The organism is Herbidospora yilanensis (assembly GCF_001570565.1).
GTDB classification, from domain to species: domain Bacteria; phylum Actinomycetota; class Actinomycetes; order Streptosporangiales; family Streptosporangiaceae; genus Herbidospora; species Herbidospora yilanensis.
Map to the genome: position 1 here is coordinate 64,194 of NZ_BBXE01000039.1, position 21,658 is coordinate 85,851.

Sequence of the window (21,658 nt, forward strand, 5' to 3'; positions counted from 1 at the left end):
CGGGATTCTTCAGGGTGAGGAGTGGCGCGCATGCACGTAGTCGCGACCGCCGGTCATGTCGACCACGGGAAGTCGACCCTCGTCCGCGCCCTCACCGGGATGGAACCCGACCGCTGGGCCGAGGAACGGCGGCGAGGGCTGACGATCGACCTGGGGTTCGCATGGCGCACCATGCCCTCGGGACGCGCGCTGGCCTTCGTCGACGTTCCCGGCCACGAGCGGTTCGTGACCAACATGATGGCCGGGATCGGCCCGGTGCCCGCCGTGCTGATCGTGGTCGCGGCCGACGAGGGATGGATGCCCCAGTCGGCCGAGCACCTCGCCGTCATCGACGCGTTGGGCGTGCACCACGGACTGCTCGTCGTCACCAGGTCGGACCGGGGGGACGCCGAGCTGGCCATCGAGGAGGCCCGGCTGGAGCTGGCCGATTCCTCGCTGGCCGACGTGCCCGCCGTGGCCGTCAGCAGCATCACCGGTGCGGGCATCGACGACCTGGTGACCGCCCTCGACGAACTCGTCGCCTCACTTCCCGCCCCCGACGACGCGGCGCCGGTCCGGTTGTGGATCGACCGCGCGTTCACCATCAAGGGCATGGGCACCGTCGTGACCGGGACCCTCCCGGCCGGGACGGTGAACGTCGGCGACGAACTCCAGCTCAGCCCGTCGGGCCGGATCGTGAAGATCCGCGGCATGGAGTCGCTCAAGCGGAAGGTCGAGACGGTGACGGGCGTGGCCCGGGTCGCCCTCAACCTCAAGGGCGTCGACCTCGACGAGTGCCGGCGAGGGATGGCCCTGGTCACCCCCGGCCGGTGGAGCGACGCCGACACCGTCGACGTGCGGCTGCGCGCGGGCACCTCCGACCTGCTGCCTCGGGAGTCGTTGTTGCACGTCGGATCGGCGTCGGTGAGCGTGCGGATCCGGCGGCTGGGCGAGACCACGGCGCGGCTGACGCTCGAACACCCCCTGCCGCTGCACGTCGGCGACCGCGTGATCCTCCGCGATCCTGGCTCACGACGGGTGACCGGCCTGACGGTGCTCGACGTGCGTCCGCCGCCGTTCCGGCGCCGGGGCGCGGCGGTCCGCGCGGCCGACGAGCTGGCCGAGTGGCCCGACCCGCCGACCGCCCACGAGCTGCTGGCCCGTCACCACTACCTCAAGGAGCACGACTTCGGCCTGATGGGCCTGCGCGCGGTCGGCCGGGCGGTCGACGGCGACTGGCGGGTGGACCCGGGGTGGTGGGTCAGCCAATGCCAGCGGCTCAGCGCCCTCGCCAAGGACTACGCCCTGGGCAACCCTCTCGCTCCGACGCTTCCCGTCGAGGTGGCCCGGCAACTGCTGGACCTGCCCGACCGGCGGCTCGTCGAGGCGCTGGTGCGGCCTCCGCTGCGAATCGAGGCCGGGCGGATCCACCGGCCCGCCGACCGGCCCAAGCTCCCCGAGGCGATCGCCGCCGCCGTGCGCCGCCTGGAGCGGGAGCTGGAGACGACGCCGTTCCAGGCGCCGGAGGCGGGCCGGCTCGCCCAGCTCGGGCTGGACTCCCGCGCCGCCATCGCCGCGCACAAGGTCGGCGCCGTCTTACGGCTGGCCGAAGGGGTCGTGCTGCCGATCGCGGCAGAGCCGCGAGCCGTGGAGATCCTCGGGGAACTGCCACAACCGTTCACCGCGAGTGAGGCCCGCAGCGCGCTGAGTACGAGCCGACGGGTCGTCATTCCGTTGCTCGAATTTCTCGACGAACGTGGGCATACCGTCCGCGTCGACAACACGAGCCGGCGAATGAGGCCTCGGTTGATTGTCTGAACTTCGCGCGGAACTCGGAAGGTCCAGCAGACAGCCGTTGAGGCGCCATGAAGCCCTCTTTCCGCCATCTGCGAATGGCCGAGGGCATGCGTGCTCGTCACCCTCGACACCCCGATCTCGTCGCCGCCGCGTTGCCGCTGGTCACCGAACACGGCGCAGCCGTCACCACAGGACAGATCGCCCGAGCCGCGGGCATCGGCGAAGGCACGATCTTCCGTGTCTTCGCCGACAAGAGTGAACTAATGGACGCCTGTACCGCCGAGGCGATGAACCCCGACCACGTTCTGCGCGAACTGGCATCCATCCCGCAGGACGATCCGCTCCCTGACCGGCTGGCCCAGGCGGCCGAGGCCTTGCGCGCTCACCTTGAACGCATGGGCACGGTGATCGGCGCCCTCCACACCTCCGGTCACCGCCGCGAACGTCCTTCCGGCGAGAACCCGGCGCCGGGCGGCAGAGAGGCTTCGATGAAGGCGACCTGCGAGGCCGTCGCCGAACTGATCGAGCCCGACCGCGATCTGCTGCGACTGGAACCCGAGAAGGTCGCCTCGCTCTTTCTGGGAATGCTCTTCACCCGCTCTCAAATGGCTTCCCACCAGGGAGAACCGTCTCCCGAAGAGCTGGTGGACACTCTTCTCAACGGCGCCCTCGCCGACCCGGGGAGGACACGATGACCATCACGCTGAACCACGCCATCGTCCCCGCCGTCGACAACCGGGAGGCGGCCCGGTTCTTCGCCTCCGTCATGGGCCTGCGACGGCTTCCACCCGCGGGCCGAAACGGCCACTTCGCCCCCGTGCGGATCAACGACGCGCTGACCTTGGACTTCATGACCGTGGACAGCCCCGTCGGCGTGCACCTGGCCTTCGACGTGGACCCCGCCACCTTCGAACAGATTCTGGACCGCCTGCAGCGGACGGGTGTGCCCTACGGCAACCACCCGGCCCACCCCGACAACGGCCGCATCGATCATCCGTTGTGCCCGCGCGGGCTGTTCTTCGTCGACGCCGCCCGCAACCTCTACGAGGTGATGTCCCCGGCGTGACGGTCAATGGCTGGACAGTTCGCCCGACAGCCTGCCGTGGATTCGTTCAGGCCGATGATCTCCACGATCTTCCCCCGCGCTGCGTATCTGGCCTGGACGGCATCCAGAGCGGCGACGCTGGAGGCATCCCAGACGTGCGCGCACGACAGGTCGCATCGCTCGCCGGCGGGCGGACCGGGCACTGGTGTGCGCGGAATGACGCCCGCCATCGCCGGCCGCGCTGGGCGGCGGCAGCGAATCCATGTTCGCCTTCTTCCGTAACGCCGAGATCTGCGTCTACGGAAGGCCGAGGGCGGTTACGGCAGTGCCGCCAGCAGCGCCTTCTCCAGAACGTCGTCCTCCTCGGGGGCGACCGTCCGCAGGTCGACCAGCACCCGCCCGCGTTCGGCCCGCACGATCACCGGCGTCTCCCCCGCCCGCAGCGCCGCCATGACGGCCGCCTCACCCGACGGCCCGCAGCTCAGCTCGACCAGCACCGACGGCAGCCGTTCCGCGGGCAGGCTGCCCCCGCCGACCATGCCCGTGCCCTCCCGCACACGGGCCCGCCACCCGATCGAGCCGGCCAGCCGGTCGGCCCGGCGGGTGAGCTCGTGGAGGGGCGCGTCCAGCATGCGCCACACGGGCAGTTCGCTCCGGCGTCCGCCCAGATGAGACAGCAAAGTGGCCTCCAGGGCGGCCAAGGTCAGCTTGTCGATGCGCACCGCTCGGGCGATCGGATGCCGGGACAGGCGCTGCACCAGCGTGCCGTCGCCGACGACGATCCCCGCCTGGGGGCCGCCGAACAGCTTGTCGGCGGAGAAGACCGTCAGGTCGGCCCCGGCCGACAGGCTCTCCGCCAAGGTCGGCTCATCGCCCAGGTGGCCGGTGAGCAGTCCCGATCCCAGGTCGTGCAGGAGCGGAAGGCCCGCCTCGTGAGCGGCGGCGACCAGGGCGGGCAGCGGCGGCGCGGCCGTGAAGCCTTCGATGCGGTAGTTCGACGGGTGCACCACGAGGACCATCGCGGTGCGGTCGGTGACGGCGTTCACGTAGTCGGCCAGGTGGGTGCGGTTGGTCGAGCCGACCTCGACGAGCCGGGCTCCGGCGGCCTCCATGATGTCCGGGATACGGAACTCGCCGCCGATCTCGACCAGTTCGCCGCGCGAGACGATCACCTCGCGGTCGCGGGCGAACGCGCCGAGCGCGAGGAACAACGCCGCCGCGGCGTTGTTGACCGCGAGGGCGCCGGGGGCGCCGCTCAGCTCGCGGAGCAGGGTGTTCACGGTGGCGCCGCGTTTGCCCCGGCCGCCCGTGGCCAGGTCGAACTCGACCGTGGAATAGCCGGCGGCGGCGTTCACCGCGGCTCGCGCCGCCTCCGACAGGGGCGCGCGGCCGAGGTTGGTGTGGAGCACGACCCCGGTGGCGTTGATCACCGGCCTGACCCGGGCCGCGTCGAGAGTGGTCAGTGAAGCGGCCACCGTCTCCGCGACCTCGTCGGGGGACGGCACGGTCCCGCCTTCGCCGATGGCACAACGGGCGTCGTCGAGCACCCGGCGGACCTTGTCGGTCACCAACGGGCGGCCCCATGTGGCGGCCATCTCTCCCATGAGCGGTAACGCGAGGACGGCATCGGTCTTCGGCAACGCGCGGCGGGGGTCGATGGTCATCTGGATTCCCTTCACGCGCCGGCGTGGACGGAGATGTGGCCAGGGCGCCCGGCGACGGCCTCGCCGATGACGGCCGTGGACACGTCGTGCTCCCGCAGCTTCTCGACCAGGTCCGCCGCCGACGGCGGCACCGCCAGCAGCAGGCCGCCCGAGGTCTGCGCGTCGTGCAGCAGGATCGCGACCTCCTCGTCGACCGACACCGCGACGTCGACCCAGTCGGTCAGGAAGCTCATGTTCGCTTTGGTGCCGCCGGGCACGAACCCCTTGGCGGCCAGTTCGCGAGCGTCGGGCAGCAGGGGCACGCGGTCGGCGTCGACCTTGGCGGCCAGGCCGCTGGCGCTGAGCATACGCCGCAGGTGGCCGAGCAGCCCGAAGCCGGTCACGTCGGTGGCGGCCCGTACTCCGGCTGCTACCGCGGCGCGGGCGGCGTGCGCGTTCAGGGTGGTCATCGACGTGACGGCCTCGGCAAGTGTGGCGGGGTCGGCGGCGTCCTGCTTGAGGGCGGTGACGATGACGCCGGTCCCGAGCGGTTTGGTCAGCACGAGCAGGTCACCGGGGCGCACCTTGTCGATGGTCATCAACTGCGTGGGGTCGGCCAGGCCGATGACGGCCATGCCGTATTTCGGGACGGGGTCGGCGATCGTGTGGCCGCCGACCACGGCGCAGCCGCCTTCGGCGGCCTTGGTGGACGCGCCGCGCATGACGTCGGCGAGCATCTCCAGTGGCAGGCCGTCGCCCGGCCAGGCCGCCAGGTTGAGCGCGGCGACGGGACGGCCGCCCATGGCGTACACGTCGGACATGGCGTTGGCCGCGGCCACGCGGCCCCAGTCGTAGGGGTCGTCGAGGACGGGGGTGAAGAAGTCGGTGGTCAGGATGAGCGCCTGGCCGTCGCCCAAGCGGAGCACGGCGGCGTCGTCGCCCTCGGGCAGGCCCACCAGCAGGTCGTCGGCGGCACCGGCGCCGAACCCGTTGAGGCTGGTCATGAGCGTTTCGAGTGACGCCTGCGGCAGTTTGCAGGCGCATCCCGCGCCGGGCGACAACGTGGTCAGTCGGACGGTGGTGTTTTCCCTCATGGGGCCCTTCCCGGACGTGCGTCGGCGGAACGGGGCGGCTGCCCCGGCGGCTCGGCGCCACCGGGACCGCCGCCTGGGAGGCCGTCAGTGGCCGGTGGCGCACATCCGGTAACCGTCGTTGATGATCATCTGGGCCATGCCCGCGTATGCCCTCGGGTCGTCGGGCACGATCGCCGCCAGCCCGTCGCAGTAGCGGTTGAACATGCAGAACGCCGCCGAGATGAGCACCGAGTCGTGGATCTCGGTGTCGGTGGCGCCGGCCTGCCGGGCCGCGTCGACCAGTTCGGCGGTCACGGCGTGGCCGCCTTCGACGGTCGCTCCGGCGATCTTGATCAGGGCGCGGAGCTTGGGCGAGATCGGGGCGCTGTCGACGTCGTCGAGCACCTTGTCGACCAGGGCCCGCCCGCCCTCGATCTGGGCGGCGCTGACCTCGGAGTGGGTGGAGCTGCAGAACTTGCAGTGGTTGAGCACCGACACGTAGGTCGCGATGAGCTCGCGGTCACCCCGCCCGAGCGAGTGGGGGCTGCGCAGCAGCGTCTCGGCGAGTTCGCCGAGAGGGCGCCCGGTCTCGGGGCGGTACTGGAACAGACCGGGCGTGCCGGGAGCAAGCTCGGGGGACATGGCGATGTGCGGCATTGGTCTCTCCTCTGGAAATGGCGAGTACGCCCGCGGAGCCGCCGGACGAGCGTCAGGTTTCGACCCGACTCTTCCCAGTAGAGGACTTTAAGTTTATATAGTCAATAAGGGCCGCATGATCCTTGAGATCGGATTCCGTCGATGGTCTCTACATCTAAGTCAAGCTCACTCGACCGGTGCCATCAGACCGAGCAGCACGCTGGAGCGCACGATGGCGTCGGTGTCGCCGGTGAGCTGCAGCCGTCCCGAGGCCAGGGCCTCGAACGGGGTCAGTCGCTTGGCGCCGATCTCGACGAAGGTGCGCGCGTCGGTGCTGGCCACCACGGCGGGCTCGCCGTCGGCCGGTCCTTCGAGGGCCACCGGCTTGCCGTGGGTGACGGTGATGTGGAAGACCACGTCGTCGACGCGGAACTCGTAGGACTCGTCGATCTCCGTGGCGCGCTCGGGGTCGATCATCGCCTGGACCGCCAGGAAGCCCCAGTGGGCGCGGGTCTCGACGTCGGGCGTGGGAGCGTCGAGGAAGTTCAGCCCCCAGCGGGCCATGGAGAGCACCGGTTCGCGCAGCTCGTGGCCGAGCTCGGTCAGCGCGTAGCCCTGGTCGCGGGACTGCGGGCGGGTGATGACGCCCAGCTCGTGGAGCACTTTGAGGCGTTCGGCGAGCAGGTTGGTGCCGATGCCCGGCAGCGCCTCCAGGAGCTCGCCGTAACGGCGGGGCCCGAGCAGGAGTTCGCGGATGATGAGCAGGGTCCAGCGCTCTCCGATGACGTCGAGGGCTGCCGCCAGCCCGCAGTACTGGCCGTAGTTGCGGCGCACGTGACCCATGGCAGCCTCCTTGCTTCGCCTGGTTACTTTAATTATACATAGAATACGTAAGTTGTCTCGGCAACCCCGAGGAGGGCACATGACCCAAGGCGTCCACGTCCCGGTCGTCACCGAAGGCGCCGCCACCGGCGACATCGCTGACCTCTACCACGAAATCCGTGACCACTTCGGGCTCGGTCTGGTGCCCGACGTCTTCAAGCTCGTCAGCACTCGCTCGTCATTTCTCAAGGTGTTCTGGGACGGCTACCGCTCGGTCTTCGACGACGGCGAGTTGCCGCGCGACGTGAAGGAGCTCATCGCGGCGTACGTGGCCCGCGAGGTCTCCTGCCAGTACTGCGTCGACGCGCACGTGCTCTTCCTCGATCTGCTGAACGCCGACGCCACGTTGAAGGCGAGCCTGGGGGTGAAGGACGTCGAGCAGATGGAGCTGCCGGAGCCGGTGCGCGAGCTGCTGCGCCTGTCCGGGCGCATCACGAACGAATCCCACCGCATCACCGAGGCCGACTTCGCCAAGGCGCGCGCGTGCGGCTGGAGCGACGCGCAGATCCTGGAGGCGCTCTGGACCGCCTGCCAGTTCAACTGGGTGACCCGGATGGTGAGCGCGGCCGGGCTGGTCTCCCTGGGGCAGCTCGCCGAGGTCGAGACGCTCACACCACGGTGAAGGTGAGCGACGGGTGCTCCCCGTCGCTCACCCCGAACAGCACCGTCTGCCCGGCGGTCAGCCGGCCGCTGAGCAGCTGGGCCGACAGCGTGTCGTCGAGCTCGCGCCTGACCGCGCCGCGCAGCGGGCGGGCGCCCATGACCGGATCGTCCCCCAGCCGGGCGAGGAGCTCCCGGGCGGGCGCGGTCACCTGGAGCCGGATGCCCGCGCTCTCGAACAGGCGCCGGGCCAGGTCGGTCACGGCCATGTCGACGATGCTCAGCAACTCGGCATGGCCGAGCCGGGCGAAGACCACGATGTCGTCGAGCCGGTTCAGGAACTCGGGCCGCAGGTACCGGCGAAGCTCGGTCAGGACGAGGCTGCCGGCCACCCGCTCCCCCACGAACCCAGTGCTGAGGTGGGAGGCCTCACGGGCCCCGAGGTTGGTGGTCAGGATGACCACGGCGCTGGTGAAGGTGACGGTGCGGCCGTCGCCTGAGGTCAGCCTGCCTTCCTCGATGAGCTGGAGCAGCACGTCCAGCACGTCGGGGTGGGCCTTCTCGATCTCGTCGAACAACACGACGCTGAACGGCTTGCGCCGGACCCGGTCGGTGAGCTGCCCGCCGTCCTCGAATCCGACGTAGCCGGGCGGGGCGCCGATCAGCCGGGAGACGGAGTGGCGTTCGGCGTACTCGCTCATGTCGAGCTGGATCAGCGCGTCGTCGGCGCCGAACAGCACCCCGGCCAGAGCGCGGGCCAGTTCGGTCTTGCCGACTCCCGAGGGGCCGGCGAACAGGAACGACCCGACGGGGCGGTCGGGATCGGCGACCCCCGCCCGGGACCGCCTGATGGCCGCGCCGAGGGAGGCGATGGCGGCGTCCTGGCCGACGACGCGGGCCCGCAGTTCGCCTTCCAGCCCTCGCAGGCGGATCAGGTCCTCGGAGGTCAGCCGTTCGAGCGGGATGCCCGTCATCGCGGTGAGCACCTCGGCGACCAGTTCCTCGTCGACCTTGTCGCGGGTCTGGCCGGCGGTCAGGGAGCGGACCCGGGCCAGCGCCCCGGCCTCGTCGATGACGTCGATGGCCTTGTCGGGCAGGGCGCGGCCGGTGACGTGCCGGTCGGTCAGGCGTGCGGCGGCCACCAGCGCCTCGTCGGTGATGACGACCTGGTGATGCGTCTCATAGTGGGGTCGCAGGCCCTTGAGGATGCCGATGGTGGCCGCGACGCTGGGGGCCTCCAGGGTGATCGGCTGGAAGCGGCGGTCCATCGTGACGTCACCGGCGAAGTACCGGCGGTACTCCTCCGGGGTGGTGGCCCCGATCACGCGCAGTTCGCCCCTGGCCAGCAGCGGTTTGACGATCGCAGCGGCATCGAGCGCGCCGGCCCGGTCGCCGGCGCCGATCAGGGCGTGGATCTCATCGATGAACAGCACGACGTCGCCGTCGGTGCGGGCCTCGTTGAGGATGGTGCGCAGGCGTTCCTCGAAGACGCCGCGTTCCCGGGCCCCTGCGATCAGCGAGCCGAGGTCCAGCGCGTACAGGCGTTTGCCGCGCAGTTCCTCCGGCACCGCCCCGGCGACCACCCGTTGCGCGAGCGCCTCGACCAGGACGGTCTTCCCCACGCCCGGCTCGCCGATCAGCAACGGGCTGTTCTTGGTCCGCCGCAGCAGCACCTGCACCAGCCGGTCGAGTTCGTGGTCCCGTCCGATCACCGGGTCGAGCTCGCCGGAGCGGGCCGCGTCGGTGAGGCTGCGGCCGAACCGCGACAGCAGCAGGTCGACCGAGCGCACCGGCCCGGTGGCGGCGCGGATCGGCTCGGGGACCTGGTCCAGCAGTTCGTAGACGCGTTCACGGACGCGGACCGGGTCGACGGACAGGCCGTGCAGCACGGCGACGGCGGGGTCGTCCTCGTCGGCGAGCAGGCCGAGCAGCATGTGCTCGGTGTCGACGGTGTCCTCGCCGAGGCGGCGGGCCTCCTCGGCGGCGCGGGCCATCAGCCGGGTCGCGGGTTCCCCGAGCGGGATCGGTCCCGGCGTGAAGACGGGCCCGGGGCCGACCACGATCTCGATCTGCTCGTGGACGAGGTCGAGTTCGACCCGCATCTCGTGGAACACCGCTCCGGCGATCCCTCCGGCCTGGACCAGGCCGAGCAGCAGATGTTCGGTGCCGATGGTGTTGCGATTGAACATCCTGGCCTCTTCCTGGGCCAGGACGACCGCCTTGCGCGCACGTGCGCTGAGCCGGTCCACCATCGTCGCTCCTCGCGTGGCCACCCCGTCATGGAGTCATTTTTTTTTGGATCCCGGTCTTCCGCCTCGACCCGGGCCCGCGCGAAGCCCGCCCACCAGATGTCCTCGAGGAAGGCGCGCAGTCTGGCCAGGGTGCTCTGGCTGGCCCGGTAGAGGCGGCGGGTGCCCTGCCGGCGCTCGACCACGAGGCCGGCCTCCCGCAGGACCTTCAGATGCTGGGAAACCGCCGACCGGGTGACCGCGAAGTGCTCCGCGATCCGCCCGGCCGGAAGTTCCGTGGAGGCGATGAGATGCAGGATCGCCCGGCGGGTCGGGTCGGCGATGGCCCGCAGGACCACGTCGAGCTCCTCGTCCGGGGGCTGTCCGCCCATCTCATCGGCGCTCATGCGGGGCTCAGCGCTGCCAGAGCCCGACGGTGATGCCGTCGGGGTCCTTGAACGTGGCCATGGTGCCGATGCCCGGGATCTCGTACGGCGGCACGTCGCGCTGGCCGCCGTTGGCCTCGACCTGCTTGAGGGTCTCCTCGGCGTTGTCGACGACGAGGTAGACGACCAGGGCGGGGGCGGCGTCGGGGTTCTCGCCGATGCCGCCGGGGATGCCCTCGGCGGAGCCGGTGTCGACCATGCCGTAGCCCATCTGGGGGTCGACGTCGATCTTCCAGCCGAAGACCTCGGAGTAGAAGCTGCGGGAGACGCCCGCGTTCTTGGAGGTGAGGTCGAACCAGGCGATGGGGTTGCCCATGATGTGTCCCTTCTCGTTAGTTTTCGCGGATGGGGGAAGGCTCGGGGGACGGCGCCATGTCGAACTCGGGCCGCTTGATGATGAAGGCCGCCAGCACGCCGACCAGGGTGATGACGGTGAGCACGATCGTGGCCGGGGTGAACCCGTCGACGAAGCTCTCGGCGCTGCCGTAGCCGCCGGTCGCGGTGAAGGTGGCGGCCGCGGCGGCGACGCCGAAGACCGCGCCGACCTGGCGGACGGTGTTGCTGACGCCCGCCGCGATGCCCGCTTCCATCGGGTTCACCGAGCGCATGACGGCGGAGGCCACGGTCGGGAAGGCGATGGAGACGCCCACACCGGCGAGCAGCAGCGGGAAGATCATCGCGCCGTAGCCGGTGCCGGCGTCGGCCATGAAGGCGATGGCGCCGAAGCCGATGGCGTGCAGCAGCAGGCCGATGATGACCAGCGGGCGCTCGCCCATCTTGTCGGCCAGCTTCCCGGCGATCGGGGAGATGAAGATGGCCAGGCCGACCCAGGGCAGCATGCGCAGGCCAACGCCGAGCGGCGAGTTGCCTTCGGCGAGCTGCAGGTACTGGGCGAACACGAAGCCGTTGCCGTAGAGGGCGGCGGCCAGGACGAAGCCCGCGATGCATCCGCCGGTGAAGCTGAGGTTGGCGAACATGCCGATCGGCATCATCGGGCTGGGGGCCTTGGTCTGCCAGTACACGAACAGGATCAGCGCGATCAGGCCGCCGATGAAGCCGATGAGGATGGTCGGCTCGGTCCAGCCGACGTCGCCACCCCGGATGAGCGACTGCGCGATGCCGAACACGCCGAGCGTCGACAGGATCAGGCCCACGATGTCGATGCCGCGCACGGCACCCCGGGTGTCGGCGATGCGCATCATGCTCAGCACGATCAGCGCGATGCCGACCGGGACGTTCAGCCAGAAGATCCACTGCCAGGCGAAGCCCTGGATGACCAGGCCGCCGACCAGCGGCCCGGCGGCCACGGCGACACCGGAGATGGCGCCCCAGATGCCGAAGGCGGCGCCGCGCTCCTGTGGCGGGGTGGCGTCGGTGATGACCGCCAGTGCCAGCGCGATGGCGATGCCGCCGCCGATGCCCTGCGCGGCGCGGGCCGCGATCAGGGTCTCGATGGTGGTGCTGAGCGCGCAAACGGCCGAGGCCAGCGTGAATATCGCGATGCCCGCGACGAACAGGTTCCGCCGCCCGAAGCGGTCACCGAGTGCGGCGCCGGTCAGGATGAACGCCGCGAAGCCCAGTTCGTAGGCGTTGACGGTCCAGCCGAGCCCGGCGACGCCGGCGCCGAGCTCCTCGTGCAGGGTCGGCAGCGCGGTGGTCACGACGAGGACGTCGAGGCCGACCATGAAGGACGCGAACGAGGCCAGGATGAGCGTCCAGCGTTGGCGGTCCTTGGGGAACTGCGAGGAGACGTCGGTCATGGTCACTCCAACCAGACAGGGGGGAAGGGTCGGGCAGCGCCTCGCGCGCTCCAGGCCCGGCCGAAAGATCACTGTATGGTTTTAAACGTTAGTGGCTGCTTCCGAAAGCGTCAACTGTCACTTGGTGGTGGGCGGATGCCCATGAAGGCGCCGGGGTCGCTCCCGTGGAATCTCTCACCGAACGATATTGACTATATATTTATAAAGTAATCCACTGGAAGTCATGAACCGGAGAACCCCCTTACGCGTGGGCGGCGCGCTGGCCGTCCTCGCCCTGGCCTTCGGCAGCGCGCCCAGCGCCGCCGCGCCCTCCCCGGCGCCGGACGCGGTGCTCAACAGTCCGAATGTCAAGCAGGTGGCCAACGTCCCCAAACCCGGCCCGTTCGCCGCGCCGATGGCGCCGATGACCGATCTGGCCTTCACCGGCGATCACGCGATCGCCGGCAACTTCGAGGGTTTCGTCGTGTACGACATCCGCACCCCCACGGCCCCGAAGCCGGTCAGCCAGGTCCTGTGCCCCGGGGCGCAGAACGACCTGTCCGTCCACGGTGACCTGCTGTTCCTGTCCACCGACGACCCGCGCAGCGATGACACCTGCAAGAGCACGCCCGCTTCGCCGGCCGACCCGGAGGCGTGGGAGGGCATCAAGATCTTCAACATCAGGGACAAGTCGAACCCGCGCTACGTGGGGGCCGTGCGCACACCGTGCGGCTCGCACACCAACACGCTGGTGCCCGGCGAGGGCCGGGACAAGGACTCGGTCCTCCTGTACGTCTCCTCCTACGGTCCCGCCCCGACCAACCCGACCTGCCAGCCGCCGCACAACGGCATCGCGATCGTGAAGGTCCCGGTCAAGTCGCCCGAGAAGGCCAAGATCGCCGCCCAGCCGGTGTTGTTCCCCGGCGGCGGCAACCCGGGCGACGAGGGCGCCACCTGGTTCCCGACCAGCGGCTGCCACGACCTGGCCGCCTACCCGGCCAAGGACCTGATGGCCGGGGCGTGCATGGGCGACGGCATCCTGATCGACATCTCCGACCGGCTCAAGCCCCGCGTGATCGACACCGAACGCGACGTGGAGAACTTCGCCTTCTGGCACTCGGCGCTGTTCAACGACAAGGGCGACAAGGTCGTCTTCACCGACGAACTCGGCGGCGGCATGGCCCCCACCTGCAACACGATGGTCGGCGCGGAGAGGGGCGCCAACGCCGTCTACACGATCGAGAAGCGCAGGCTGGTCAAGCAGAGCTACTACAAGATCCCGCGCGAGCAGGGACCGACGGAGAACTGCGTGGCCCACTACGGCTCCCTGGTGCCCGTCGCCGGGCGCGACGTCATGGTGCAGGCCTGGTACCAGGGCGGCGTGTCGATCTGGGAGTTCACCGACCCCCGCCGGCCCAGGGAGATCGGCTACTTCGACCGGCCCCCGCTGTCGGACGAGCAGCTCATGCTCGGCGGCGCCTGGTCGGCGTACTACTACAACGGCTACGTCTACGTGACCGACACCCAGAAGGGCCTGGACGTACTGGATCTGACCGACCCCGGCCTGCGATCGGCCAAGGACGTGAAGCTCAAGGAGTTCAACGCGCAGACCCAGTACGCCAGGAAGGCATGAGCCGCTCAGCGGGCCGAGACGAGCGAACGGGTGGCGCATTCGCAGTCCATCGCCGCCCGTTCCTCCGGCCGGGGCCGCATGTGCAGCACCATCGCCACCACCATCGGGATGAAGACGATGCTGTTGTAGAACAGGTGCAGCTCAACCCTCGGGATGAGGAGCTGGATCAGGCTGGTCGGCACCGCCTTGCCGGCGATGTACGAGCCGGTCAGCGCCTGGATGAGGAGCAGCAGATGCTCCAGGTGGTGCCAGGCCTGGATGCCGAGGGAGATCGTCCACCAGGTCCTGGCGCGGCCGGTGAAGCCGGGCCGGAGCAGGATCAGCCCGATGAGCATGAGCAGGGCGTATCCGTAGTGCATCCACTCCGAGTGCACCAGCCACGGGAACGGCACGCCCAGGACACCGCGGGCCTCGTGCAGCGGCCAGCCCAGCGCGTAGATCTGGATCGCCTGGGTGATGTGCTCGGCCCAGTGCGCGACGACGATCACGAGATAGACCCAGAGGGCGAGGTGGTGGTAGCGGTTGTTGATGGCCCATGAGCGCATGGCGAACCTCCGTCAGTACCAGGTGATGGTGGGGAACCAGATGACGCCGGTCCGGGCGAGCAGCCGGACGTCCCAGTAGAGGAAGGTGAAGACCCCGGCGATGAGGAGGGCCGACCCGGCGACCACGGCGACCCGGCCCGGCTTGGAGGTGAGCCAGCGCTGGACCCGCCCGCCGGTGGCGACCGCCAGCAGCAGGAACAGCACCGCGAGCACGACGATGTTGCCCAGCGACTGGGTGAGGAACGACAACGCGCCATAGAGGGGGTTGCCGCTGTCGGCGACGTCGCGGAAGAGCTGCCGGTAGAGGCCGAAGGGACGACCGATGAGGAACAGGCCGATGAGCACGCCCATGACCAGCGACCGGGCGTGCGGGAACCGGGCCGAGATCTTCGCCAGCGGGTCGGGCACCAGGTGCAGCGCCGCCAGCCCGAGATAGATCATGACCAGCCCGAGGATGCCGAACACGACCAGCGACTGGATCAGACGTGGGGCCAGCCCGGAGGTGACGGTGGCGGTGGAGTACTGCGGCATGTTCGTGCCGAAGAAGGCGACCACGACCCCGTAGAGGGCCGAGACGACCGTCATCCCGGCGACGAGCCAGCCGAGGGGCACGAGGGCCTGGGTGATGCGGCCCTTGATGGACCGGCGTTCGCCGAGCATGGGCGCGACCGCGCCGAGAGCGGCGATGTTACAGGCCGTGAACGTGCCGCCGAGGCCGCTGGCGAAGGCGAACAACACGCCGGAGAGCACGCCGGCGATGGGCGTGCCGGTGGCCTCATGGCCGATGATCGCGCTGGTGACGTTCTCGCCGATGACCTTGTCGACGAAGGGCGCCGACCACAACACGGTCAGGGCGAAGCCGCCGAGGAAGCTGAACAGCACGATGCGACCCCGATGGTCGGGGATGTCCGTGCGCGGGGGCGCGGTGGACTGGGGCTGGGTGGCCGTCACGTTGGCCGTCCTTTCTCGTGGGGGGTGATGAGCCGGAATCCGACGGAGTCGCCGAACCCCTGCTCGGTGCCGAGGTGACGCAGGAAGGCGGCCAGCGACTCGATCCACGTGCTGGCCGAGAGGGGCCCGGCGTCGACCACGTTCAGCCCGCTGCCGCCGAGCAGGCGGGTCACCGCGTCCTTGGCGCCGGGGTCGTCGCCCGCGATGGGCACGGTGAGGCCGTCGCCTGGCCGGACGGCGCGCAGCCGCCGGGCCGAGACGCAGTTCAGCGCCTTGACGACCGCGCTCTTGTGGAAGGCGTCGGCGACGAGTTCGGCCGAGGTCCGGGGCCCGCCAGGCGGCAGGTCTCCGGGGTCGGGGTTGGAGACGTCGACGACGATCCGCCCGGCCAGGCCGCGCGCCGCCAGTGGGCCGATGACGTGACAGGTCACCCGGAGCCGGGTGGCCAGGATCACGATCGGCGCCCGCGCGACGACCGCCGACAGATCGGCGGCGACCGCCCCGGGCAAGGTGGCGGCCACCATCTCGGCGGTCCGGCGGGTCCCGCCCGCCAGGATCGGCCGATGGCCACTGCGGTGCAGCAGTTCGGCGATGGCGGCGCCCATCGAGCCGCATCCGACGACCCCGACGGGTTCGCCGGTCACCGCCGGCTTCCCGGCACGGCGAACGCGTCCAGCGCCTGGTAGAGCTCCTGGGGCACGTCGATGGCGATGAGGTCGCCCTCGACGCGCCGCATGCAGGCCACCGTCTGGGCGCCCCGGGCGACGAGCTGGCCGGGGCCGTTGCCGACGCGGAAGTAGTCGAAGGCCATGACGATGCGGTTGAGGTCGATGCTGCGCAGCGTCATGCGGATCGACACCTGGTCGAAGGCCTGCAACTCGGCGAAGTACTCGCACGAGCACGACACGGTGACCAGGGCGAGGTCGGAGTAGAGGCCGCGCAGCACTCCGGGCGCGTGGTCGGCCAGGAACCGTTCCCGGCAGGCGCCCTGCCAGGCGACGTAGTTGGCGAAGTACACGTTGCCGACGAGGTTGGTGTCGGCGAAGGTCACCAGGTGTTCGTAGGCGAAGTGGGGGTTCACGGTGTTCCCTTCACAAGGACGGCCACGGCCACCGGCCGGGGTTCACCGCTGATGCGCACGATCGCCGAGGCGATGCGATGCGGCCCGCCGCGCAACAGCACCCATCCCTGCTCGTAGACCCCGGAGACGGTGAGCGGCACCCCGCCGGTGTCGCCCGCCGAATCCAGACAGGAACGTGCCGTGCGCAACCGCGCGTGCGTGCAGGCGGCGGGCTCGCCGGTGAGCCGTGTGATCGGATGGGGCTCCCCTGGCGGCTCCTCGGCGTCGAGGGCCACGTGGTCGATCGCGCAGCCCAGCGAGGCCGCGCCGGTGACCTCCAGGTCGAGGCCGGGGCCTGTCTCGACCTTGACGCTGACGTCGGGCAGCAGGCTCTCCAGCCCGCGCTCGAGAAGGGGTCCGAGCAGGACGGCGGGCCAGCCGTCGCGCGGTTCAAGCGGGCCGATGTCGCGCAGCCGCAACCGGCTCCAGCTGAGCACCGGCCGGCCGTCGGCATGGTGCACGGACACGTCATAAACGTGCTCGGCCCCATCCTGGTGGCGCTCCACCGCGGACAAACGCAGCTCCGCCGGGTATGGCCCGGCCTCGTGCACCGTGATCGCCTGGCAACCGACCGGCAGCAGGCGGCGGCCGGGCACGCAGGCCTGGAGCGCGTGGATGGTGGCGTCGGTGAACGTGGGGTCGCCCAGCTGTGTCCCGTCCAGTGACCAGCGGGTCGCGGCGTCCACGACGGCGACGCAGGCGGTCGCCTCCAGGTGGTCGTAGCGGCGGACCCGCTGGAAGGCGGGGCCGTGGAAGAAGGTGGGCCCGTACAGGTCGGCCCCGTCGTGCGGTGGCAACGCCGAGACTCGGCGCAGCGGCTCGACGGGGTCGGGCGGGACGCCCGCGACGGCGGTGAAGTGGTCGGCGGCGTAGCCGCTCTCGTCGCTGCGCAGCACCACCCGCACGCCGTCCGGGCCGGTCAGCGCGCAGACGCGGACCGTTCGCACTCCGTCGGCCGGCACGATGACCGGCCGGTCGAAGCGCGCCTCGCCCAGAGAGGTGACCCGCCGCCCGGTGAGCGTCGCGGCGGCCTCGGCCATGATCTCCAGCGCGACCACGGCGGGCAGCACGGCGATCCCGTCGATGAGGTGGTCGCGGAGCCGGGGATGGATGTCGAGCCCGAGGTCGGCCTCGGCGACCAGTTCGACACCCGGGACGTGCAGCCGGGTCCGGGTGAGCAGCGGCCCCGCCACGTCACCGGGACGGTCGAGCTGGGGCAGCCGGCCGGTCGCCAGGAGGGTCGGGCCGTCGGAGGTCAGCACCTCGTGGAGGAGTTCCACGCCGCGCTCGGCAGGGAGAGGGTCGACGCCGGACCGGCGCAGGCCGTCGAGCACGTCGAGACGCTCCCCCATGCCCGCGCCCGACCACGCCGTCCAGTCGACGTTGCGGACCCGGCAGCCCGGCGCCTGGAGCGCGAGGACACGGGCGAGTTCGCGCATGCGGCCGTTGGCCAGGGCGTAGTGGGCCTCGCCGGGGAGGCCGAAGCGGCCGATGACCGACCCGAAGGTGACCAGATGGCGCAGCCTCGCGACGTCGATCGCCGCCAGGACGTTCTTCAGCCCGTGGTACTTCGCGGCGGCGTGCCGGGCGAGGTCGTCGTCGGTCAGTTCGGCGAAGCGTTTGGGCTCGTTGACGCCGCCGCTGTGGATGATCGCGGTGACCGGCTCGTCGATCGCCCGCCGCACGGCGGCCGGGTCGGCGAGGTCGGCCCGGAGGTAGGCGTACCGGATGCCGTTCTCGGCGAGGACGGCCAGGTTGCCGCGCAGTTCCTCGTCGGAGGACGGGCCGGCGCGGCCGAGCAGCAGCAACCGGCACCCGTAGGCGGTACCGAGGGCCAGGGCCGAGCGGAAGCCGATGCCCTTCCCGCCGCCCGTGACCAGCACGACGTCCTCCGAGGCCAGCGGCGGTTCACCGGTTCCGGCCGGTGCGGGGCGGAAGACCGGGACACTCACCCCGTTCTCGGCGTGCACCTCGACGGGGCCCTCGAACGGGGCGGCGAGCACGGTCGCGACCGATTCCGCGTCGCGGGCGCGGATCCACCGCAACCACCGGCCGGGATGTTCGGCGCGCACCGAGGCCAGGAACCCCGACGCGCTGTCGCCGTGGTCGACGACGGTCACCGGCGATCCGGTACGGACGGCCGAGACCAGCGTGGCGACGTCGTCATCGGAGGGGTCCTCCGGCAGGAAGACGAGTTCGGCCGCAGAGCCCGCACGGAGCGAGAGGGCCTCTCGTAACGGCCCCCGGCCACTGATCCGCCACGCGTGCGGGCGGGCTGCGGAGGCCAGTTCGACGGGCTCGGTGTCCTCGACGAGCAGCCGATGCCAGCTCGCCACCCCCTCCAGCGGCGGTTCAGTCTCGTCGGCCGCCGGGAGCGCCGCGATCAACGCGGCGAGTTCGGCGACGGAGACGTCGGCGGACATCAGGGGTTCGGCCGGGACGGCGCGGCCGAGGACCGTGGCCGCCTCCCCGGCGAGCTGCACCACCCGCAACGAGTTCAGGTGCAGGTCACTGAGCAGCCGGTCGTCCTGCCCGACGGCCTCGACGGGAAGTTCCAGCAATCCCGCGACCAGTTCACGAACGGTCCCGGGAACGTCGTCGGAGGTCGTGCGGACCTCCGGAACGGCCTCGGTGACGAGCGGCTCGTAGCCGGCTTCTACCTGCGGCGCCTGCTCGCAGGGGTTCTCCAGGAACCTCGGCTCCCGCCACAGGTCGAAAGGCCGGTGCGAACGATGCGCGAAGATCGGCCGCGGGTCGGTCACCAGGCCGAGCGCGAACAGCGCGGCGACGGCCTGGAGAGGGGCCGCCGCAGAGGGGCTTCCGACGTCCATCGCCACGACCGGCAGCGGGGTCAGCGCGGTGGCCAGCGAGGTGAGGGACCGCCCCGGGCCGATCTCCACCAGCAGGTCGCAGTCCTCGGCCAGTGCGGACACGGCGTCGGCGAACCTCACGGGCGCGGTGAGCTGCTCGGTCAGCAGGTCTCGCAGGTCGGTCTCCGGTGTCGGCCGGGCACCGAGCACGGTGGAGTAGACCGGGCGGCTGACCGCGCCGAAGACCAGGTCGCGCAGGTGTTCGGCGAGCACCGGGCGTGCCTCGGTGAAGGCGGGTGAGTGGAAGGCGTGGCTGACCCGCAGCTCTCGCGCGGTCACTCCGCGATCCCGGCACCGGGTCATCAGCGCGGCCAGGTCCTCGTCCGGCCCGGCCACCACGTGGGAGGTGCCGTGTTCGGCCGCGACCACCAGGCGCGTGCCCGCGATCAGCGCGTCGGCCAGGCTCCGGTCGGCCATGACGGACACCATGCCGGTGCCGGGAGTGCCGTGGGTCTTCATGATCTTGCCTCGGACGGCGGCGAGCTCGACGGCCTGTGCTTCGGTGAGCGCGCCGGCCCAGTGCAGGGCGGTGATCTCCCCCAGGCTGTGGCCGGTGGCGGCGTGCGCGGTGACGCCGAGGGAGCTCAGCCAGCGCAGGCCCGCCATCGAGGCCCGCACCACCCCCGGCTGGACCACCGCGGTGTCGACGGTGTCCGAGAGCCCGTCGAAGTACGCCGCAAGTTCGGGATCGAACCCGCCGAGCGCCCCCGGCCCGGCGGGCACCCCCGCCCCCTGACCGGTGAACAGGTACCCGGCGCGGCCGGCCGGTCCCTCCCCCACCGCGCCTCCGGGGAAGACCGTGAAACCGTCGTCGAGCGCGGCGACGGCCCTGCGGGCACGTTCGCCGAGCTGCGCGGGATCGGCGGCGACCAGCGCCGCCCGGAAGGCGGGCCGCTCGCCGGGAAGGTGGCTCGCCGCGAGATCGGCCAGCTCGCCGAACGCCATCGTCGACGCCGTCGCGACGATGCGATCGAGGGTCCGCCGCAGTTCGTCGCGGCTGTCGGCCCCAAGGAGGACCAGTTCGTGGCTCGGCGGCCGATGCGCGAGCAGACGTTCGCGTGGAGTCAGCGCGGCCCGGCGGATCGTCGCCGCCGATTCCAGCACCACATGGGTGTTGATGCCGCCGAACCCCATCGCGCTGACCCCGGCCCGCAGCGGTTGGTCCTGCGGCCAGGGTTCGGCGTCCGCCAGCACCCGCAAGGGAGCGTCGTCCGCACGCAGACCCGGATGGGGCGTGTCGCAGCCGGTCGTCGGCGGGAGCACCTGCCGGTGCAGGGCCATCGCGGCCTTGAGCAGCCCGGCCAGCCCGGCGGCGGCCTTGGTGTGGCCGATGTTGGCCTTGATCGAGCCGAGCGCGGCGGGAGTCGTGGTCCGTCTGCCCCGCTGCGCCTCGATCAGGGTGGCGATCTCCACGGCGTCGCCGACGGCAGTGCCGGTGCCGTGGCCCTCGAACAGGGCGACGTCTTCCGGGCCGTAGTCGAGGTGCTCGTAGGCCCGGCCCACCGCGAGTAGCTGGCCCGCCTGTTCCGGGCGGGTGATGCCGCCCCGTCCGTCGGACGACACGCCCCAGTCGCGGATCAGCGCGAGCGGGGCCCGGCCTTCGGCCAGCGCGTCTTCGGCCCGCATCAGCACGACCATGCCGCAGCCCTCGCCGGGCCAGAAGCCGGTCGGGTGGTCATCGTAGATCCGCATGGCGTCTGTCGCGATCGCGCCGGTCCGGGCGAATCCGACCAGCTCGAACGGGTCGAGACTGAGGTCGACGCCTCCGGCGATCACGACGTCGGCCGCCCCGGCGCGCAGCGTGTTGCCCGCCGTGACGACCGACAGCAGGGACGACGCGCACGCGCCGTCGACGGTGTAGCCGCCGCCGTGGAAGTCGAAGTGGTTGCAGATGCGCCCGGCGATGGTGTTGGCCAGCCCACCCGCCAGGCTCTCGTCGTTCGGCTCGGGGAAGGGCTGTTTGAAACGGTGCTCGACGGTGGCCAGGAACCTGGCGAGCTCGGGCGCCTCCCAGCCCTCCTCCGTCAACGCCTGCTGCATCACCCGGCGGACATAGGGCCAGCGCAGCCGCAGCCCGTTGGCGCGGCTGAACTCGCCGTTCATGGTGTTCCCCACGACCACGCCGACCCGGTTTCCGTCGAGCCCGGCCCCGTCGGCGTACCCGGCGGAGGCCAGGGCGTCGGCGGCCACCTCCAGGGCGAGCCAGTGGGCGGTGTCGGTGACCCGGTGGACCGGCCCGGGGATGCGGAATCGGGCCCGGTCGAAGGTCCAGCCCTCCAGCACGGCCGCGAACCTGGCATAGGTGCCGTCGCGGTCGCCGGTGTAGTCGGCCAGGTTCAGCCGGGCCGGCGGGATGGGCCGGAAGGATCGACGCCGGGACAGGACCGACTCCCAGAGCTGGTCCGGGTCGTCGGCGCCCGGGTAACGGCAGGCGGCGCCGACGATGGCGATGGTGGCGCGGTCGTACACGG

The 21,658-nt window shown here is 71.1% G+C and carries 17 protein-coding genes and 1 pseudogene; 5 read left to right on the forward strand and 13 right to left on the reverse strand.

Annotated elements, in window-relative coordinates:
• Positions 1–30: 30 nt before the first annotated feature.
• Genes selB through AW273_RS30185 form a run of 3 tightly spaced genes read left to right on the forward strand, consistent with a single transcriptional unit; the run spans position 31 to position 2,842 of the window.
• Positions 31–1,797 carry a selenocysteine-specific translation elongation factor gene (selB, locus tag AW273_RS30175; protein WP_062355521.1) on the forward strand — a complete coding sequence of 589 codons (1,767 nt, stop codon included), beginning with the start codon at positions 31–33 and terminating at the stop codon, positions 1,795–1,797.
• A gap of 47 nt (positions 1,798–1,844) precedes the next feature.
• Complete coding sequence (locus AW273_RS30180) at positions 1,845–2,471, forward strand: TetR/AcrR family transcriptional regulator (protein WP_232327673.1); 627 nt, start codon at positions 1,845–1,847, stop codon at positions 2,469–2,471.
• Positions 2,468–2,842 carry a VOC family protein gene (locus AW273_RS30185; RefSeq protein WP_062355524.1) on the forward strand — a complete coding sequence of 125 codons (375 nt, stop codon included), beginning with the start codon at positions 2,468–2,470 and terminating at the stop codon, positions 2,840–2,842. Before AW273_RS30180 ends, AW273_RS30185 begins: the two co-directional genes overlap by 4 nt.
• 296 nt (positions 2,843–3,138) lie before the next feature.
• Here the strand turns inward: AW273_RS30185 and selA are convergent, their stop codons facing one another.
• The 4 genes from selA to AW273_RS30205 form a co-directional block, all read right to left on the reverse strand.
• Positions 3,139–4,485 (reverse strand): L-seryl-tRNA(Sec) selenium transferase, encoded by a 1,347-nt coding sequence (gene selA, locus AW273_RS30190; protein ID WP_062355527.1) that lies wholly within the window; start codon positions 4,483–4,485, stop codon positions 3,139–3,141.
• Between the two features lie 11 nt (positions 4,486–4,496).
• Positions 4,497–5,558 (reverse strand): selenide, water dikinase SelD, encoded by a 1,062-nt coding sequence (gene selD / locus AW273_RS30195; protein WP_062355530.1) that lies wholly within the window; start codon positions 5,556–5,558, stop codon positions 4,497–4,499.
• 84 nt (positions 5,559–5,642) lie between these two features.
• On the reverse strand, positions 5,643–6,194 hold the full coding sequence (locus tag AW273_RS30200; protein WP_062355532.1) for a carboxymuconolactone decarboxylase family protein: 552 nt from the start codon (positions 6,192–6,194) through the stop codon (positions 5,643–5,645).
• A 165-nt stretch (positions 6,195–6,359) separates the two neighbouring features.
• The gene (locus AW273_RS30205; protein WP_062355535.1) at positions 6,360–7,016 is read right to left on the reverse strand and encodes a winged helix-turn-helix transcriptional regulator; all 657 of its coding nucleotides are present in this window, start codon (positions 7,014–7,016) and stop codon (positions 6,360–6,362) included.
• Between the two features lie 79 nt (positions 7,017–7,095).
• Between AW273_RS30205 and AW273_RS30210 the strand changes: the two genes are divergently transcribed.
• Entirely contained in the window at positions 7,096–7,677 is a 582-nt protein-coding gene (locus AW273_RS30210; RefSeq protein ID WP_062355536.1) for a peroxidase-related enzyme, read from the forward strand.
• Here AW273_RS30210 and AW273_RS30215 read toward each other — a convergent pair.
• The 4 genes and pseudogenes from AW273_RS30215 to AW273_RS30225 all read right to left on the reverse strand — a co-directional run bounded on the left by AW273_RS30215 (position 7,664) and on the right by AW273_RS30225 (position 12,089).
• Positions 7,664–9,907, reverse strand: a complete 2,244-nt coding sequence (locus tag AW273_RS30215; protein ID WP_063910152.1) for an ATP-dependent Clp protease ATP-binding subunit — start codon at positions 9,905–9,907, stop codon at positions 7,664–7,666. The genes AW273_RS30210 and AW273_RS30215 overlap by 14 nt on opposite strands.
• Before the next feature lie 128 nt (positions 9,908–10,035).
• Positions 10,036–10,290 (reverse strand): annotated as a pseudogene (locus tag AW273_RS39425) (ArsR/SmtB family transcription factor); the annotation flags it as partial.
• 7 nt (positions 10,291–10,297) lie between these two features.
• Positions 10,298–10,645: a VOC family protein gene (locus AW273_RS30220; protein WP_062355539.1), complete on the reverse strand. Its 348-nt coding sequence runs from the start codon at positions 10,643–10,645 to the stop codon at positions 10,298–10,300.
• A gap of 16 nt (positions 10,646–10,661) precedes the next feature.
• Entirely contained in the window at positions 10,662–12,089 is a 1,428-nt protein-coding gene (locus tag AW273_RS30225) for a DHA2 family efflux MFS transporter permease subunit (protein ID WP_062355542.1), read from the reverse strand.
• Positions 12,090–12,312: 223 nt separating this feature from the next.
• Here AW273_RS30225 and AW273_RS30230 point away from each other — a divergent pair, with 223 nt between their 5' ends.
• On the forward strand, positions 12,313–13,701 hold the full coding sequence (locus AW273_RS30230; RefSeq protein WP_062355545.1) for an LVIVD repeat-containing protein: 1,389 nt from the start codon (positions 12,313–12,315) through the stop codon (positions 13,699–13,701).
• Positions 13,702–13,706: 5 nt separating this feature from the next.
• Here AW273_RS30230 and AW273_RS30235 read toward each other — a convergent pair whose 3' ends face one another.
• The 5 genes from AW273_RS30235 to AW273_RS30255 are packed head-to-tail and all read right to left on the reverse strand — an operon-like array spanning position 13,707 to position 21,656.
• Positions 13,707–14,246 carry a hypothetical protein gene (locus AW273_RS30235; protein ID WP_062355548.1) on the reverse strand — a complete coding sequence of 180 codons (540 nt, stop codon included), beginning with the start codon at positions 14,244–14,246 and terminating at the stop codon, positions 13,707–13,709.
• A gap of 12 nt (positions 14,247–14,258) precedes the next feature.
• A complete protein-coding gene (locus tag AW273_RS30240; RefSeq protein WP_062355551.1) occupies positions 14,259–15,197 on the reverse strand; it encodes a hypothetical protein in 939 nt (312 codons plus the stop codon).
• The gene (locus AW273_RS30245) at positions 15,194–15,841 is read right to left on the reverse strand and encodes an NADPH-dependent F420 reductase (RefSeq protein WP_062355554.1); all 648 of its coding nucleotides are present in this window, start codon (positions 15,839–15,841) and stop codon (positions 15,194–15,196) included. Before AW273_RS30245 ends, AW273_RS30240 begins: the two co-directional genes overlap by 4 nt.
• Positions 15,838–16,278: an acyl-CoA thioesterase gene (locus AW273_RS30250; protein ID WP_062355557.1), complete on the reverse strand. Its 441-nt coding sequence runs from the start codon at positions 16,276–16,278 to the stop codon at positions 15,838–15,840. Before AW273_RS30250 ends, AW273_RS30245 begins: the two co-directional genes overlap by 4 nt.
• Positions 16,275–21,656: a type I polyketide synthase gene (locus tag AW273_RS30255; RefSeq protein WP_062355559.1), complete on the reverse strand. Its 5,382-nt coding sequence runs from the start codon at positions 21,654–21,656 to the stop codon at positions 16,275–16,277. The genes AW273_RS30250 and AW273_RS30255 overlap by 4 nt, the downstream gene beginning before the upstream one ends.
• Between the last annotated feature and the right edge of the window lie 2 nt (positions 21,657–21,658).